Origin of the sequence: Kitasatospora sp. NBC_01539, assembly GCF_045040525.1 — a bacterium.
Taxonomy (GTDB): domain Bacteria; phylum Actinomycetota; class Actinomycetes; order Streptomycetales; family Streptomycetaceae; genus Kitasatospora.
Genome location: NZ_CP109390.1, coordinates 106,291 through 122,369, shown reverse-complemented (window position 1 = coordinate 122,369; position 16,079 = coordinate 106,291). Strand labels below are relative to the sequence as shown.

Annotated in this window: 14 protein-coding genes; 8 read left to right on the top strand and 6 right to left on the bottom strand. The window is 75.5% G+C overall.

Annotation, left to right across the window (positions count from 1 at the left end; translation table 11 throughout):
* The first annotated feature begins 37 nt into the window (after nt 1-37).
* The 6 genes from OG335_RS00555 to OG335_RS00530 all read left to right on the top strand — a co-directional run bounded on the left by OG335_RS00555 (nt 38) and on the right by OG335_RS00530 (nt 6,710).
* A complete protein-coding gene (locus tag OG335_RS00555) occupies nt 38-850 on the top strand; it encodes an AraC family transcriptional regulator (protein WP_405015274.1) in 813 nt (270 codons plus the stop codon).
* 245 nt (nt 851-1,095) lie between these two features.
* The gene (locus OG335_RS00550) at nt 1,096-1,527 is read left to right on the top strand and encodes a hypothetical protein (protein WP_405008913.1); all 432 of its coding nucleotides are present in this window, start codon (nt 1,096-1,098) and stop codon (nt 1,525-1,527) included.
* A 234-nt stretch (nt 1,528-1,761) separates the two neighbouring features.
* The gene (locus OG335_RS00545) at nt 1,762-2,814 is read left to right on the top strand and encodes an Acg family FMN-binding oxidoreductase (RefSeq protein ID WP_405008914.1); all 1,053 of its coding nucleotides are present in this window, start codon (nt 1,762-1,764) and stop codon (nt 2,812-2,814) included.
* Between the two features lie 168 nt (nt 2,815-2,982).
* Nucleotides 2,983-5,712: a GNAT family N-acetyltransferase gene (locus OG335_RS00540; protein ID WP_405008915.1), complete on the top strand. Its 2,730-nt coding sequence runs from the start codon at nt 2,983-2,985 to the stop codon at nt 5,710-5,712.
* Between the two features lie 240 nt (nt 5,713-5,952).
* On the top strand, nt 5,953-6,405 hold the full coding sequence (locus OG335_RS00535) for a hypothetical protein (RefSeq protein WP_405008916.1): 453 nt from the start codon (nt 5,953-5,955) through the stop codon (nt 6,403-6,405).
* 110 nt (nt 6,406-6,515) lie between these two features.
* Entirely contained in the window at nt 6,516-6,710 is a 195-nt protein-coding gene (locus tag OG335_RS00530) for a hypothetical protein (protein ID WP_405008917.1), read from the top strand.
* A 193-nt stretch (nt 6,711-6,903) separates the two neighbouring features.
* Here the strand turns inward: OG335_RS00530 and OG335_RS00525 are convergent, their stop codons facing one another.
* Nucleotides 6,904-7,185, bottom strand: a complete 282-nt coding sequence (locus OG335_RS00525; protein ID WP_405008918.1) for a hypothetical protein — start codon at nt 7,183-7,185, stop codon at nt 6,904-6,906.
* Between the two features lie 230 nt (nt 7,186-7,415).
* Here OG335_RS00525 and OG335_RS00520 point away from each other — a divergent pair, with 230 nt between their 5' ends.
* Nucleotides 7,416-7,919, top strand: coding sequence for a GNAT family N-acetyltransferase (locus OG335_RS00520; RefSeq protein ID WP_405008919.1), 504 nt, complete (start codon nt 7,416-7,418; stop codon nt 7,917-7,919).
* A gap of 109 nt (nt 7,920-8,028) precedes the next feature.
* Here the strand turns inward: OG335_RS00520 and OG335_RS00515 are convergent, their stop codons facing one another.
* Complete coding sequence (locus tag OG335_RS00515; RefSeq protein ID WP_405008920.1) at nt 8,029-8,676, bottom strand: TetR family transcriptional regulator; 648 nt, start codon at nt 8,674-8,676, stop codon at nt 8,029-8,031.
* 279 nt (nt 8,677-8,955) lie between these two features.
* Here OG335_RS00515 and OG335_RS00510 point away from each other — a divergent pair, with 279 nt between their 5' ends.
* Nucleotides 8,956-10,374: a lipase family protein gene (locus OG335_RS00510; protein WP_405008921.1), complete on the top strand. Its 1,419-nt coding sequence runs from the start codon at nt 8,956-8,958 to the stop codon at nt 10,372-10,374.
* Nucleotides 10,375-10,551: 177 nt separating this feature from the next.
* Here the strand turns inward: OG335_RS00510 and OG335_RS00505 are convergent, their stop codons facing one another.
* The 4 genes from OG335_RS00505 to OG335_RS00490 form a co-directional block, all read right to left on the bottom strand.
* Nucleotides 10,552-11,739 (bottom strand): UDP-N-acetylglucosamine--N-acetylmuramyl-(pentapeptide) pyrophosphoryl-undecaprenol N-acetylglucosamine transferase, encoded by a 1,188-nt coding sequence (locus OG335_RS00505; RefSeq protein WP_405008922.1) that lies wholly within the window; start codon nt 11,737-11,739, stop codon nt 10,552-10,554.
* 150 nt (nt 11,740-11,889) lie between these two features.
* A complete protein-coding gene (locus OG335_RS00500; RefSeq protein WP_405008923.1) occupies nt 11,890-13,713 on the bottom strand; it encodes an ATP-binding cassette domain-containing protein in 1,824 nt (607 codons plus the stop codon).
* Nucleotides 13,710-14,105, bottom strand: a complete 396-nt coding sequence (locus OG335_RS00495) for an ATP-binding cassette domain-containing protein (protein ID WP_405008954.1) — start codon at nt 14,103-14,105, stop codon at nt 13,710-13,712. The genes OG335_RS00500 and OG335_RS00495 overlap by 4 nt, the downstream gene beginning before the upstream one ends.
* Nucleotides 13,997-15,592, bottom strand: a complete 1,596-nt coding sequence (locus OG335_RS00490) for an ATP-binding cassette domain-containing protein (RefSeq protein WP_405008953.1) — start codon at nt 15,590-15,592, stop codon at nt 13,997-13,999. The genes OG335_RS00495 and OG335_RS00490 overlap by 109 nt, the downstream gene beginning before the upstream one ends.
* Nucleotides 15,593-16,079 lie beyond the last annotated feature (487 nt).

Here is a 16,079-nt window from a genome sequence, read left to right as displayed (position 1 = left end):
CTTACCGGGGCTCTCGCCGAGATAGCCGAACGGCCCAATCCCGCCCGGCGACAACGTACTTGCCCCCGCGCCGTCAAACGCCACCGCCTCAGCCCGCACCGCATCAAACGCCCCGACGACACCAACACCCGGCACTCCGGACCGCCCACCTTACAACTCAGAAACCCAGCTATCTAAGCGGCATTGCGACCGGACCGACCGCACCTCACCGATCGGCAGGTTCGCCGTCGACGGCCCCGGCGCCCGCACGGTGCTGCTCTGCGGCTCCTACCACCTCGACCGGGAACGCCCCCACCCCCTGGTCGCCGGCCTTCCCGAGCTGATCCACCTGCCCGCCCGGCGCGACCGCCACCACGCCCTGCGCGCCGCGATCGACATGCTCGGCGCCGAACTCGACGACCCCAGGCCCGGATCCGACGGCATCGTGGGCGAGCTGATCGACCTGCTGCTCCTCTACATCCTCCGCGCCTGGTTCGACGACCAGCCGGCCGATGCCACCGCCGGATGGGCCGCCGCACTGACCGACCCGGCCATCGCCCCGGCCCTGCGCGCCATCCACCGCGACCCCGGCCGCGCCTGGACGGTCGAGGCGCTCGCCGACAGCGCAGGCCTCTCGCGCGCCGCCTTCGCCCGCCGGTTCACCGGCCTGGTCGGCGAACCCCCGCTCACGTATCTCACCCGCTGGCGGATGACCACGGCCGCCCGGCTGCTGCGCCACTCCGACACCCCGATCGCCGTCGTCGGAGAACGGGTCGGCTACGGCTCCGAGTTCGCGTTCGCCAAGGCCTTCAAGCGCGCCCACAGCGTGCCGCCCGGCCAGTACCGGCGACGGGCCGGTGCGGCCTCCTGACCGGAGGCCGGTACCGGCGGAGCCCCTCGGGGAGGCAGAAGATCTTGCGGTGGGAGTGGCCCGAAGTGGCACCAGCCCACTGGCTGGTGACGCAAGATTTCCTGTGGCCAGGCGGTACAGGGTCTGCGTCGACGTACGGGGAATCCGCGTGACACGCACCGGGACGGCATGGCATCGTGCTGCCGTGACCACACGTCGAAAGGCCGATGCCGCGTAGACCGCCCCGCGCGCTGCGCGGAGACCACGTGACGCCCCGCCTCTGGGGACCCGCCCCGCCGCCCCGGATCCACGGCCTCTCCGCCGGAACAAGCCTGGCGGTGCACCGGGCCGAGAGGGTGAGCGCCGGCTGGTACCTCTACCCCGGAGCCACCGATCGGGCGCTGCGCCGGTACCGGGAGTTCCTCGCCCCACCGGGCAGACGCCCCCTGTACCCGCAGGCAGCGTTCTGCTCCTGCCCGGGCTGCTCCTTCGACGACGTCCGGCACGCACGTGACGTGCTGGACGGGATCCTGGGAGCGCTGCCGGTACGGGCCCGAGCCGAACTCCGGCGGGTCCTCCGCCCCTTGGACGCCGCTCTCCTGCACCGCACACTGCCCGACCCGTTCACCCGTCGACGGCAGTGGCGCACGGAGTTCTGGTGGTACCGCCGCCTCGCCTGCCCGTCGGAGGGAGGGTGAGGAGGCGTCGTACAGCCGTCGGCCCCCCGCTCTCCCGCTCTCCCGCTCTCCCGGTCTCCTGCTCTCCGGTCTCCTCTCCCGTGCCGCCCGCGGTGGCGGTGCCGCGGCAGGCCGCCGCAGAACGGGTCCAACGGCCCTTCGCAGGCACCGGCAGGCGGCGCACGCTGGAGGCAGCGGGGTGCTGCTCCCGTCCGGGGCGCACCGCCGAGGGCATGAGGGCAAGGAGTACTGATCATGATCGCGACACTGCCGACCCTCGCCGACCTGCGGCTGCTCGTGACAGCTGCGGGCGCGGCGCCGTCCCTGCACAACAGCCAGCCCTGGCGCTTCCGTCCGACGGTCGACCCGGACGGGGCCGGGCCGAACGGGGCCGAGCCGAACGGGGTGGACCCGGACGGGGTGGTGGAGGTGCACGGGGTCGAGGTGTACGCGGACCGCACCCGCGCCGTCCCCCTGACCGACCCGGTCGGCCGCGCCCTGCACATCTCCGTCGGCGCGGCGCTCCTCAACCTCCGCGTGGCCGCCGCCCATCTCGGCCGCACGCCGGTGGTCCGGCTGATGCCCGACCCGGCCCGGCCGGACCTGCTCGCGGTCGTCTCCCTGACCGGACCCCCGGCAACCGTCTACGCCGACCCCGAGTTGTACGCCGCCATCCCGCACCGCCACTCCGCCCGCCGGCCGTTCGCCGGCCGCGACGTGCCGGAGAGCGTGCTCGGGGAGCTGATCGGCGCCGCCCGGACCGAGGGCGTGCACCTCACGCCGCTGGAGGAGGCCGGCGTCCGACGGGTGCTGACCCTCACCGCGGAGGCCGAGGCCCGCACCGAGGCCGACGTGGCCCGCCAGGCGGAGACCCGGGGCTGGCTGCGCCCCGAGACACCGGCGACCGACGGGATCCCCGCGTCGGCGCTGGGCCCGCAGGACCACGAGGCCCGCGTGCCGATGCGGAGCTTCACCGGAGGCCCGCCGGCCCTCCCCACGGAACGCTTCGAGGCGCTCCCGCAGGTCTGCACCCTCACCACCCACGGCGACGGCCCCGCCGACTGGCTCCGGGCCGGCCAGGCGCTGGAGCGGGTCTGGCTGCTGGCCACGGCCCGAGGCGTCCGGCTGACCGTGCTGCACCAGGCCGTCGAGTGGCCGGACACCCGGGCCCTGCTGCGCGACCCGGAACAAGGGCCGGGCTTCGTCCAGCTCGTGGTCCGGATCGGCTACGGGCCACCCGGACCGGCCACACCGCGCCGCCCCGTCGCGGAGACCCTCGACCCGCCCGCGGCCGGAGCGGGCCGATGACACCCGCCCGCGGCTGGCGCGGGCCGGTGACACCCGCCCGCGGCCGGAGCGGGCCGGTGACACCCGCCCGGCCGTGCGGTGAGGCCCGGCAGGAGTGAGCCTGGAAGGACGGGGCACGCCGGACACCCGCCCGGAACGCCGCGCCCGGGCCCGACCGAGGAGCCGCAGATGCCCAGCCGCGACGACCCCCCGGCGACGGCCGAAGACCTCCTGACCGACGGCACCACCGCCGTCATCCGCCCGCTGCGCCCCGCCGACCACGACGCCGTCTACGAGCTGTACGCCGCCGGGCGGTCCGGGGACGGCCGCGGCCCACGGTTCCTCGGACCCGGCCGCCGAGCGCCGGCCCTCGCCGCCGACCGGCTCTGCGGACCACCCCGGCCCGGCCTGCTCACGCTCGGCGCCTGGGTCGCGGCGGACCTCGTCGGCGAGGTGGACTGCGAGACGACCGGCGGCCGGTCGGACACCGCCCGACTCGCCCTGGCGGTCGCGGACTCCTGGCGGCACCACGGTGTCGGCACGCTCCTCGTGAAACACCTCGTGGAGGCCGCCCGCGAGCGCGGGGTGCGGGAGTTCGAGGCCGACACCGTGGCCGGGAACCGCGCGGTGCACCGGCTCTTCTCCGACCTGGGCCTGCCCGTCCACCACCGGGGCGGGCAGGGCGGGGCCCGGCTGCGGGTGCCGCTCGACGAGCAGGACGAGCGCGACCGCGAGGCGGCGGACCGGCGCGGCCGGGCCGCCGACGTCGCCGGCCTCGCCGCGCTGCTCTGCCCCCGCTCCATCGCCGTCGTCGGTGCTTCGCGGCGGCCCGGCTCGGTGGGCCGGGCCGTCCTGCTGAAGATCCAGGAGGGGGCGTTCACCGGCGACCTCCGGGCCGTCAACCCGCACGCGGACGAGATCGCGGGCCTGCCCGCCCACCGGTCGGTCGCCGACCTCCCCGGCGCCCCCGACCTCGCCGTGCTCACCGTGCCGCCCGGCGCGGTGCCGGACGCCGCCGAGGCGTGCGGCCGCGCCGGGGCCCGCGCGCTCGTGGTCGTCACCGCGGGCCTCTCCCCGGACGAGGCCCGCGGACTCGTGCGTGCCTGCCGCCGTCACGGCATGCGGCTCGTCGGGCCGAACAGCCTCGGCGTCGCCCACACCGACCCCGCGGTGCGGCTCGACGCCGAGTTCGGCGGCGTGGTGCCCCTCCCCGGCACGGCCGGGATCGCCGTGCAGTCCGGCGGCATCGGGATCGCCCTCCTGGAACGGCTGGCCCGGCTCGGCATCGGCGTCTCCAGCTTCGTCTCGCTCGGCGACAAGTTCGACGTCAGCGGCGACGACCTGCTGCGATGGTGGGAGGAGGACGGCCGGACCGACCTCGCCGTGCTGCACCTCGACTCGTTCGGCAACCCCCGGGCGTTCGCCCGTACGGTCCGCCGGGTGACCCGGCGGCTGCCCGTCCTCACCGTCGACGCGGGCCGCTCCGCCGCAGGCCGCCGCGGCGCCGCCGCGCACACCGCGGCGTCGGCGACCCCGGCCGTGACCCGGGAGGAGCTCTTCCGGCAGGCCGGCATCACCGCCACCCACAGCATCGCCGAACTCGTCGAAGCCGCAGCGCTGTTGCACGCACAGCCGCTGCCCGGCCCGCGCGGCGCCGTCGCGGTGATCTCGAACGCCGGCGGGATCGGCATCCTCGCCGCCGACGCGTGCGCCGAGGCCGGCCTCCTCCTGCCCGAACTCCCCGCCGCGACGGCCGCCGCGCTGGCCGTCCTCCTGCCGGGCGGCGCGAGCACCGTCAACCCGGTGGACAGCACGGCCGCCGCCCACCCGGAGCAGATCCGCGCCTGCCTCGACCTGCTGGCCCGCGAGGAGACCGTCGACGCGCTGCTGGTCTGCCTCGTGCCGACCGCACTGACCACGGGCGACGGACCCGGAACCGTCCGTGCCCTGCTGGAGGGCCCGGCCCGGCGGCGCATCCCCGTCGCCGCCGTCCAGGTCGGCCAGGAACCACCCGTCCGGTACCTGGCCTGCCGAGGCGGCCTCCTGCCGTCCTACGCCGACCCGGCCGCCGCCGCCCGGGCCCTGGCCCACGCCAGGGACCGCGCCCGGCGACTGGCCGAACCGGTCGCCGAGGCGACGCCGCCGGTCGCCGACACCCCGGCGGCCCGCGCGCTCGCCGAAGCCTTCCTCCGCACCCGCCCCGAGGGCGGCCTGCTCGACCCGAACGACACCGCCGGCCTGCTCGCCTGCTACGGCATCCCCCACATCCCCTTCCGGTGGGCGCACGGCGAGCAGCAGGCCGTCCTCGCCTCCCGCGTCCTGCGCCAGTACGGCCACGGCGGCAGGACCGTCCTGAAGGCCTACTGGCCCGACCAGATCCACAAGGGCCGGGTCGGCGCCGTCCGGACCGGACTGGCCGACGACGCCGAAGTCGTCGCCGCACACCGGCAGTTCACAGCCCAGTTCGGGGACCGCATGGACGGCGTGGTCGTCCAGCCGATGGCCGCGCCCGGCCTCGAACTGCTCACCGGCATCGTCCGGGACCAGGTCTTCGGCTCCCTCGTCGTCCTCGGCCTCCGCGGCACCGCCACCGGCATCCCCGACGACCGCTCCGTCCGGCTCACCCCGCTGACCGAGCACGACCTCACCACCATGGTCGCCGACCTGCGCAACTCCTCCCTGCTCCTCGATCCCTCCGGCACACAGCAGGCCGACCTCGGCGCCGTCCAGCACGTCCTCGCCGGACTCTCCCGGATGGCGACCGACCTGCCCCAGGTCGTCGAGGTCGACCTCGACCCGCTGACCGCCCGCCCGGACTCCCTGACCGGCGTCGACGCGCGCATCCGCCTGGAGCCGCGGCACCCCTACGACCCCTACCGGCCCCGGCCCGGCCGTCCGGTGGCGCCCGGGAAGCACTGACCACAGCCGACGGGCCGCCCGCGCCGCCCCCGCCCTCGGCGGCGCACGTGTCGGAGGGTGCCGCCATGCGCTCGCTGCGGCCGGTCTGCCCGACGAGGAGCGGCCCGTGGGGGCGTGCGTGGCGGCGACGACCGGCACCGCTACGGGAAGGCACTCCTCCCCGGGCGCTCTTGACGGAACGTCAGGGATCTTCCACTCTCGAACTCCGAAACGACGTCCACGGGGGGACCGTTCACCGCGATGACCCGACACGTGCCGGTGCTGCTCGCCGTCCTGGCCTCGGCGGTCCTCCTCGCCGGATGCTCCGGCACGGGCGGGAGCCGGGCCGCACCGACGCCGACGCCGACGGCCGAACCGCCCGCGCCGAGCCCGACGGCGCACCGGCAACCGGACGTTCCGGAACTGCCTCCCACGGCGGGCGGAACGAGAACACTCGTCGCCGTACCGCTCCGTGAGGCGGGCTCCACCGTCGGGACCTTCTCCGCCCGGGCCGGCGAGATGGACGTCGCGATGTACTGCACCGGCGGCTCCCTGACCGTGCACATCGACCCCGTGTCGACCAGCACGGTGGTGTGCGGGACGGCAGACGTCACCCCGGTGCTCAACGTCCTCCACCTCCGAGCGGCGCAGGACGTGCAGGTGAGCGTCGACGCCCCGCCCGGCGTGCGATGGAACCTGCGGATCGAGCAGTAGCCGCACCCACCCGTGCGTGACGTCGGCGCGCCCGCCTTCCGGCTGTGCCCGAGGGCGTCGGACCTGGCAGGATCACCGGCACGGTACGGACGATTGCAGGGGTGCGAGACATGACGGTTCTGCTGCTGGGCGCGCTGGTGCTGGTTGTCGGCGGATGCGTGTGCGTCGTGTGGGCGGACCGGGGCGGCCCCCGTTGGGTCCGCGTCGTGGCGACCGTGACGCTCGTCGTGGGCGAGATGCTGCGCTGCGTCGACAAGGGTCGGCGCCGCGGCCTGAACCGGAGCACGAACGGCGGCGGCGACTGACCCGCACCCGCGACCACGGGGACCACGCCGAACGCCCGCTCCGTCACGACCCGTTGAGCGCCTCACCCGGTGCGGGACCGTGCGAGGCCCAGCAGACGATCGCAGTCGGGGGTTCGCGGCGGCTGTTTAGAACCGGAGACGGACGCGGGGTGCACCTCCGTCTCCCCCGGGAGGTCCGTCGAGGACGGTGCCGTCAGACGGGCTTGCGCGGGGTCCGGCGGCGGGCCCACTCCTGGAGGACGAGCCCGGCACCGACGAGGAGGGGCCCGACGGGCCAGACCGAGAGGCTCGAAGAGCCCGTGACGACGCCGAACGTGATGCCTGCCATGATGACGAGCTGGCCGGCGCCCCAGATGCGGGGCGCGCCGACCGGGCGCAACCAGCGCGGTACCCAGCCCCGGATCACGGCGGGGGCGCCGCCCGCGATCCCTAGCGCCCAGGCCACAGCCAGGCACGTCCATCGAAAAGTGGTCACGAGGGGGCTCCTTCGCCAGGGCGGTCCGTCCGACGGGCCGTGGGAGGTGTGATCATTCCACCGCCCTTCGCACGGTCGGTGACCGGGGGCGGCTGTACGGACGCGTGCAGGCTGCGCGAGCGCGGGTCGACGCCCACCCGGCGGTGACGATGCACGGAAGGGCCCGTCAGGGGTCACCGATCGGCCTCTCCGCGCCGGCCGGTGCCGGTGGCGCCCGATATCGTGCCGGGATGGAAAGGACTGTCACGTACCTGGAGATGACGGACCGCCGTGAGCTGAAGCCCGGTCGGGTCGTGCCTTCGCTGGAACTACGGCGCGAGGAGGGCCTGTCGGCCCTGGTGCGTTCGGTGCAGGCCCGGGTCGGAGCGGCGTACGGCTGGCGGAGTTCAACGCGATCCGACGAGGAGTGGCAGGAGTTGGCGCGAACGCAGCCGCACCGCCGGTACTGGCTGATCACGCTGGCCGGTGCGACCGCCGGGGTCGTGGCGCTGGCGCCGCAGCCCCCCGGGGAGGTGGAGATCGTCACCTTCGGACTCCTTCCCGAGTACGTCGGCCGGGGGCTGGGCGGGCACGCCCTCACGCTGGCGTTGCAAAAGGCATGGGCGACAGAGCCGTTGGAGGCGGACTCCGTTCGCAGGGTGTGGCTGCACACCAACTCGGACGACCACCCGAGCGCACTCGCCAACTACCGGCGCCGCGGTCTGCGCGTCTACCGCACCGAGGTCGAGGGGTAGCGCGAACATCCGGGCTGCGCCCGCTCGTCCAGGGCCGTGGCCCGTGGCCCGCGGGCCCTGCCCCGAAGCGGCGGCCGTCCGGCGGCCGTTCGGCGGCCGGACCCGGACGTCAGTAGGGGAGCCCCTCCGCCGCGGCGCGCAGCGCGGTGTGGAGGCTGGCGGCGAGTTCGTCGTCCGAGGCGGTGCCGTCCTCGGCGGAGCGCTGGGCGAAGTCCTCCGCCGCGGCGCGCAGGGCTCCGTTGACGGTGGCCGCGTGCACCTTCACGCGCAGGTCGCCCGGGTGCCGGCCCGACCTGCGGGCGAGGAGTTCGGCGAAGAGGGGCAGCGCGTCGTCGTGGGTCTGCAGCCAGACGGCGCGCAGAGCGGGTTCGGTGTGGGTCATCCGGATCAGGTCGAGGACGTCGGGATCGGCGCGCGGCAGAGTGCCCCGGCGGCACGACTCGGTGAGGAAGTCCAGCAGTCCGGTGCCCGGGGGCCAGTGGCGCAGTGCCTCGGCGGCGGCGTCCAGACTCGCCGTGAGCACGGGGCGGATGCAGCTCTCCTTGGTGGGGAAGTGACGCCACAGGGTGCGGGTCGAGACGCCCACGGCCTGGGCGATCTGATCCCCCGTGGTGCCCGTGACGCCCTGGGAGACGAACAGGCGGACCGCTGCCTGCGCGATCTCCAGGCGGAGGGCTGCGCGGCGTCGTTCGCCGAGCGGCGGCCTGGCGGCCGGCCCGTCGGTGTCCGCGCTGCGCTCGGGTGTCGTGTCAACCACCGTGTCCCACCACCCCTGTCTCGGCGATCCCGGGCAGCATAGCGAGCCGCACGGAAATGACACATGCAGACGCCTTGTCACTGAGTGACAGGCTCCCTTACGCTCCCGATGTAACCCACCAGTAACTAGTGGGTGAGGGACGGGAGTTCGACGTCATGCGGGGCGAACCCCCCTCGCGGCCGGCACTGCCACGCGCCCACACGGCGGTGCGGCCGCGCGCCCGCACCGACGCACACCCGCACCCTTTCCGACTTTCCGACGAAGCAGGGAGTGAGCCGCATGCACCGTCCCACCGACCGGCCGGACCCGGTGTCCGCCGAACGTCCCCGCACCGGCCAGGCCGGGCCGTCCCCGGCCCGCAGATCCACCGCTGCGGGGCGAAGCCGTCTGATCGCCACCACGGTCGTGGCGCTGGCCTGCCTCGGGGTCCAGGCCGTCCCCGCGTCCGCGGCCGGGGCGGGCGGCGTGGTCTCCCGGGGCGTGACCGTCCCCGCCTTCTACCAGCCGCCGGCGGCCCTCCCCGCGGCCGACGGCGCGCTGGTCCGCACCGAGCCGTTGCCGCTGGCGCTGAGCCTGCCCGGCCTCGACGGGCGTCCGCTGCCGGGCACCGCCACCCGGCTGATGTACAAGTCGACGGATTCGCAGGGCGGTCCCGTGGCGGTGACCGGCGCCTACATCGAGCCGTCGGCGGCCTGGAAGGGCGGCGGTGCGCGGCCGCTGGTGGCCCTGGCCCCGGGCACGATGGGGCAGGGCGACCAGTGCGCGGCCTCCCTGGGCCTGCAGCACCCGATCGTCATCGGGGACGACACCGTGTCCGTCGGCTACGAGGACCTGGCGATCTACCGGCTGCTGTCCGCCGGGGCCGCGGTGGTCGTCACCGACTACGTCGGCCTGGGCGCGACCGACCGCCTGCACACCTACGTCAGCCGCCTCGACGGCGGGCACGCCCTGCTGGACGCCGTCCGGGCGGCGCGGGCGCTGCCGGGGTCATCGATCACCGCCGACTCGCGGATCGGACTGTTCGGCTACAGCCAGGGCGGCGGCGCCAGCGCGTCGGCCGCCGAACTCCAGCCCTCCTACGCGCCGGACGTCAAGCTGGCCGGCACCTACTCCGGCGCGCCCCCGGCCGACCTGACCGAGGTCGTCAAGGGCATCGACGGCAGCGCGCTCGCCGGTGCGCTGGGCTGGTCGCTCAACGGATTCCTCCAGGCGGATCCGGACCTGAGGGCCATCGCCGACGCCCGCCTGAACGCCGCCGGGAAGGCGGCGCTGAACGACCTGTCCACGATGTGCGTCGGCGACGCGATCTTCGGCTACGCGTTCACGAGGAGCAGCTCGTGGACGGTCGGCGGGGAGTCCGTCAGCGACATCGTCGCCGCGGAGCCGAGACTCCGGGCGGTGCTCGACTCCCAGCGCATCGGCACCCTGAAGCCGACCAGCCCGGTGCGCCTGGCCACCGGCGTCCAGGACGACATCGTGCCGCACGGCCAGGCCCGCCGGCTCGCCGTCGACTGGTGCCGCAAGGGCGCCAACGTCACCTACGACGCCGTGATCCTGCCGAACCTGGGCGACGGGCTGCTCACCAACCACCTGGTGCCGCTGCTCACCGACCAGGGCGACGCCGTCGCCTGGCTGACGGACCGTCTCTCCGGCAAGGCCGCCGCCTCCAACTGCTGGACGATGCCGCTGCAGCCCTGACGGCCTGCCCTGATCGCCTGCCCCGGGGCCCTGCCCGCGGCACCGCCCCTCGCGGGAGACGGCCCGGCACTCGATCACGCCGAGTGCCGGGCCGCCGTCCGGCCCCGGCCCCGGTCGCGTGGCCCGGGATCCGGGGTCCGGGGTCCGGCGCCGCCTGCTCGTCAGGCCGCCGGTCGGTCAGGCCCCGGCTGCGGACAGCAGTACGTCGACCAGCCGCTCCGCCGCGTCCGGCCGGCCCTGCTGCCGGGCCCGGTGCGCGGTGTCGGCGCGGCGCGCCGGGTCGGCGAGAAGCGGCGCGAGCGCCTCCCGCAGGGTGTCCGCCGTGACGTCGCCGAGCAGGGCGACGGCCGCCCCGGCCTGCTGGAGGTGCGAGGCGTTGTGCGCCTGCTCGTCGCCCGCCGAGGACGCGAGCGGGATCAGGACGGACGCCTTGCCCAGTGCGGTGAGTTCGGCGATCGTGCCGGCGCCGCTGCGCGAGACCACCACGTCGGCCAGCGCCAGCACGTCGGGCAGTTCGGGTCCCACGAACGGGGTGACGAGGTAGCGGGCGGCCAGGTGGGCCGGAAGCGCGGCGGCCCGGGCCCGCAGGCCGTCCGCGTGGGCCGCGCCGCACTGGTGCACCACGTTGGCCCCGGCGAGCAGCCACGGGAGGGCGGCCTCGACGACCGTGTTGATCTGCAGCGACCCCTGCGCGCCCCCGGTGACGTACACGGTGGGCAGCGTCCGGTCGAAGCCGTGCAGCGCCAGTGCCTCGACCGCCTTCTCCGCCTGCCCGGCGAACACCTCCGGGCGTACCGGATTGCCCGTCACCACCGCGCGGGACCGCGCCGACTCCGGCAGCAGCGGCACCGTCGACTCCGAGGAGACCGCGACCCGTGCCGCGGTCGGCGCCAGGAACCGGTTGGCCAGGCCGAGCCGGACGGTCTGCTCGTGGACGACCAGCGGGGCCCCGCAGCTGCGCGCGGCCCGGCCGACCGGGACCGCCACGTAGCCGCCGGTCGCCAGGACGACGTCCGGGGCGTACCGGGCGACGATCCGCCGGGCCTTCACGATGCCCTGCACCACCCGCACCATGTCCCGGATGTTGGCCGGGGAGGCCAGCTTCAACGGGTTGCCGGAGCGTCGGATCTTCCCGGTCGGGACGGCGGCGAACGCGATGCCCTCACCGGCGGCGACCCTGGACTCCAGGCTGTCCGCGGAGCCCACCCACAGCACGTCGAGCCCGCGGCCGCCGGCCGCGAGGCGCGCGCGGAGCGTCCGTACGGCCGTCAGCGCCGGGTAGGTGTGTCCGCCGGTGCCGCCGCCGGTGACGACCAGGCGCAGCGGCCTGCCGGGGGCGGACGGGGGGAGGGTTTCGCGGGTCACGGAAGCTCCTGATCTGAGCGGCACTCGGCCGCGGACCCGGCCGTGGACTCGGCCGCGCCGGAGGACAGTTGGACAATCCGGACGATAGCAGGGCAGGTGGCGCGCCGGCCGCGGACCGTCCGCCGGTCAGCGGGGTCGCCGGCAGGTGTCTCAGTGGTACACGCGCGCCTGCAGGTCGTACAGCTCCGCGTACAGCCCGTCGGCGGCGACCAGGTCGGCGTGGTTGCCGCTCTCGCGGATCCGGCCGTGTTCGAGGACGACGATCCGGTCGGCCATCCGGACGGTCGAGAACCGGTGCGAGACCAGCAGGGTGACGGCGCCGGACCCGGCGCGGGCCTCGGCGGCGAGGTCGGCGAAGCGTTCGAAGAGGGCGTGCTCGGCGGTGGCGTCCAGGGCGGAGGCCGGTTCGTCCAGGGCGACCAGCAGCGGGCGGCGGCGCAGCAGGGCGCGGGCCAGCCCGAGCTTCTGCCACTGGCCGCCGGAGAGTTCGGCGCCGTCGCCGTAGCTGCGGCCGAGGAGCCCGTCCAGGCCGCCGGGTACGAGTCCGGTGATGGGCCCGGCCTCCGCGGAGGCCAGTGCGGCGTGGATCGCCTCGTCGTCGCCGAGCCGGTCGAGGTCGCCGATGCCCACGTTGTCGCGCAGTCGCAGCTCCAGCCGGGCGAAGTCCTGGAACAGCGTGGCGGCCCGGCGCTGCCATGCGGGCCCGTACGCGGCGAGGTCGACGCCGTCGACGAGGATCCGGCCGGAGGTGGGCCGGTAGAGGCCGCAGAGGAGTTTGACCAGGGTGCTCTTGCCGGCGCCGTTCTCGCCGACCAGGGCGAGCGCGCTGCCCGCGGGGATGTCCAGGGTGATGTCGTCGAGGATCGGCCGGTCGCTGCCCGGGTAGCGGAAGGAGACGTTCTCCAGCCGGATGCCGTGGGTGAGCCCGGCCGGCGGCCCGGCCGCCCCGGTGTCGGCTTCGGCCCCGGTGTCTGCTTCGGCCCCAGTGGGCGCGGGCGGTGCGGCGTGCGCGGACGGCCCGGTGAGGTCGGCCAGCCGCTGGAGGGTGCGGCCCGCGCCCTGAAGGACGGTCAGCAGGCCGAGGGCGGTCGACACCTGGAGGCTGATCTGCGCCGCCAGGGCGATGACCAGGATGACGTCGCCCAGCCCCGCGCCGCCGTCGACGGCCTGCCGGGCCACCACGAAGATCGCCGCGCCGTAGCCTGCCGCGAAGACGAGCTGTCCGGCGGCCCGCAGCAGGGCCGCCGTGAGGTGGGCGCGGCGCAGGGCCGTGTCGGCCCGCCGCCAGGTCCGCCGGTGGCGCCCGATCAGGACGGCCTCGGCGCCGGCCAGCCGGATCTCCCGGGCGGACGCCTGGGTGGTGGCGGCCTCCAGCAGGTGGCGGCCGAGCCGGATGCCGGGAGCCGTCGCCTCCTTGGCGCGCTCGACGAGCCGCTGGGCCCGGTTGCCGGCGGCGACCGGTACGACGGCTGCTGCGGGCAGCAGCACCAGCCACGGGCTGAGCATCCCCAGCAGCACGGCGGTGACGCCGAGTTGGAGGGCCACGCCGCCGAGCTGCAGGACGGCCTCCAGCGAGCCGCGGGTGCGCGGCAGTTCCTCGCGGACGAGGGCCAGGGTGTCGGCCCACCCGGGCCGGTCGAGGTCCTCCAGCCCGGCGGTGCCGTGCGCGAGCCCGATGACCTCGTTCTGCAGGGCGAGCTCCTCCAGCTCGCCGAGCTCGAAGTAGGAGAGGTGCGCGAAGTGCGTCATCATCAGTTCGAGGACGAGCAGCAGCGCGGTGGTGAGCGCGAGCCAGGTGGCGGTGCTCGCGGAGCGGGCGACGGCCGCGGTGGTCAGCGACTTGAGGCAGACGGCGATGAGCGGGGTGGCGAGGTAGCCGATCGTCATCAGCGCGACGGCGCGGGTCAGCCGCCGGGCGTCGCAGAGCACGGCGAGGCGCAGCAGGCGGCGGACCGCCAGGAGCAGGGTGGTCATCGGGGGCCGCCCGCGGTCATGGTGAGGTCCTCCTGCTCGGTGAAGCGTTCCGCCTGGATCCGGAACAGCTCGGCGTAGCGGCCGTCGAGGGCCATCAGCTCGTCGTGGGTGCCCGACTCGGCGACCCGGCCGTCGGCGAGGACGACGATGCGGTCGGCCCGGCGGACGCTGGAGAAGCGGTGCGCGATGATCACGCTGGTCACGCCGCGCGTCGTGTCGAGGAAGCGGTCGAAGAACGCGGCCTCCGCCCGGACGTCGAGCTGGGCGGTGGGCTCGTCGAGGATCAGCAGGGAGGCGCCGGCGCCGACCGAGAGGAGGGCCCGGGCGAGGGCGATCCGCTGCCACTGGCCGCCGGAGAGGTCGGTGCCGTCCTCGTACTGGGCGCTGAGCACGGTCTCCAGTCCGCGGGGAGGCCCTCGACGAGTTCCCGGGCGCCCGCGCGCCCGGCGGCCGCGAGCAGTGCCTCCGGGTCGGCGAGGAGTTCGGGCCGGCCGATGCCGATGTTCTCCGCCGCGGTGAGCTGGTAGCGGGTGAAGTCCTGGAAGATCACCGCGATGCGGCGGTGCCAGGCGGCGGCCGGCAGGGCGGCGAGGTCGGTGCCGCCGGCGGTCAGCCGTCCCGAGGTGGGTTCGTGCAGTCGGGCGAGCAGTTTCACGAGGGTGGTCTTGCCGGCGCCGTTGAGTCCGACGATCGCGGTGGAGCGGCCGGGGGCCAGCTCCAGGTCGAGGCCGTCGATGATCGTCCGGCCGCCTCCCGGGTAGCGGAAGGAGACGTTCTCGAAGCGGATCGCGCCGTCCGGCACGGTGGTGGCGGTGGCGGCGGCCTCGTCGGCGGCCCGGTGTTCGGCGGCGCGCTCCTCCAGCCGGCCGATCGCCTCGAACGCGGCCAGCCCGTCGCGGGTCTGCACGTCGCTCTCGGGGAAGTACACGCCGAACCGCAGCGGGATCAGCACCGCCTGGAGCGCGACCGAGACCTGGAGGAGCGAGAGCGTGCCGTCGGTGCCGCCGCGGCCGATCAGCAGCAGGGTGGTGCCGCCGCCGAGCAGCCCGACCGCGGCGAGCCCGACGAACGGGCCGAACAGCAGGCGCCGTCGGCCCGCCCACAGCGGGTCGAGGTAGCCGCGGGCTTCGGCGCTGTGGCGCTCCCGCAGCCAGGGCAGCAGCCCGAGCATCCGGATCTCCTTGGCCATGCCGAGGCCGCCGGCCGTCCGGCGCAGGTAGGCGAGGCGGCGGCGCCGTCCGGCGAGCGACCCGCGCAGGGCGCCGAACCGGTCGAGCGAGCCCCGCTGGCCGAAGCGGATCACCAGCGCGGTGCCGGCCACCAGGGCGCCGGCCGCCGGGCCGAGCACGAGGCCGACCATCACGGACGCCCCGAGCAACTGCGCGTAACGGGCGGTCAGGGCGACCGCGCCCGCCGCGGCGTCGCCTGGGGTGGGGGTGGCACGCTCGAATCCGCCGCGGGCGTCGGAGAGCACGTCGAGGACGTCCTGGTGCTCCAGGTCGGCGATCGGCAGACCGGTCAGGGCACAGTCCATCAGCCGGGCGATGCAGGCGCCGTCGACCTGGCGGATGATCAGCTCGCCGAGCGCGGACTGGAACGGGGTGAGCAACTGCTGGACGACGAACGCGGCGACGGCCAGCAGCGGGGCGAGCCCGAGGACGGCCCAGCCGCCGCCGTCCAGGGCGGCCGGCACGCGGGCGATGAGCCGGCTCGTCCAGGCGATGAAGACGATCGGCAGCAGGCCGACCGCCGTGTGCAGCAGCAGGGCGGCGGCGAGCAGGCCGGGGTGGACGTGGCGCAGCAGCCGGGCGAAGTCCGCCCAGCGCCGGAGGCGGCGGCCGAGCGGCCCGGCGGCCGGGACGGGAGGTGCGGGTGGCACGCTGAAGCCCCCTGGGCTGGAGTGACGGGTGGGTGCGCAGCCCCGTGCGGTCCGGTGCCCGGGCGTGTGCGGGCCGCGGTGCGAGGACGGTCGTGGAGGGGTGGGCGCGGGGCCGGCGGCGGACGGCGCTGTCCCGGCCGGCGGCGGGCCGCCCCGAGTCTGGCCCAGACCAATTCGTGCGTCAAGGAATTCATCCCCCCGTCATCTCCTGTTTCCTGGACACTGCCTGAGAGTTCTGATCCACCCAGTGGATTGGTCTGGACAATTCAAGGGTCGAGTCGCTAGCGTCCTGCATCGGCCGAGGCGGTCGGTACGGGAATCACCCGTTCCCGCCACGGCCCGCGCCCCGCGGACCAGCGCGGACCAGGAGAGTGCCGGCATCGAGGCCGGCGCCCGTACCTGCCCGTCCGCGAACCCGGGGCGCCGTCCGATCCGTCGAGCGGCACCCCCGCCCGCGGTCCGGCACAGCCCCGGCTGCGGCGCCTGC

Coding starts and splice junctions, on each gene's coding strand:
- OG335_RS00545 (WP_405008914.1), top strand. CDS start 1,762: ATGATCGCGACACTGCCGACCCTCGCCGACCTGCGGCTGCTCGTGACA.
- OG335_RS00540 (WP_405008915.1), top strand. CDS start 2,983: ATGCCCAGCCGCGACGACCCCCCGGCGACGGCCGAAGACCTCCTGACC.
- OG335_RS00535 (WP_405008916.1), top strand. CDS start 5,953: ATGACCCGACACGTGCCGGTGCTGCTCGCCGTCCTGGCCTCGGCGGTC.
- OG335_RS00530 (WP_405008917.1), top strand. CDS start 6,516: ATGACGGTTCTGCTGCTGGGCGCGCTGGTGCTGGTTGTCGGCGGATGC.
- OG335_RS00520 (WP_405008919.1), top strand. CDS start 7,416: ATGGAAAGGACTGTCACGTACCTGGAGATGACGGACCGCCGTGAGCTG.
- OG335_RS00510 (WP_405008921.1), top strand. CDS start 8,956: ATGCACCGTCCCACCGACCGGCCGGACCCGGTGTCCGCCGAACGTCCC.
- OG335_RS00500 (WP_405008923.1), bottom strand. CDS start 13,713: ATGACCACCCTGCTCCTGGCGGTCCGCCGCCTGCTGCGCCTCGCCGTG.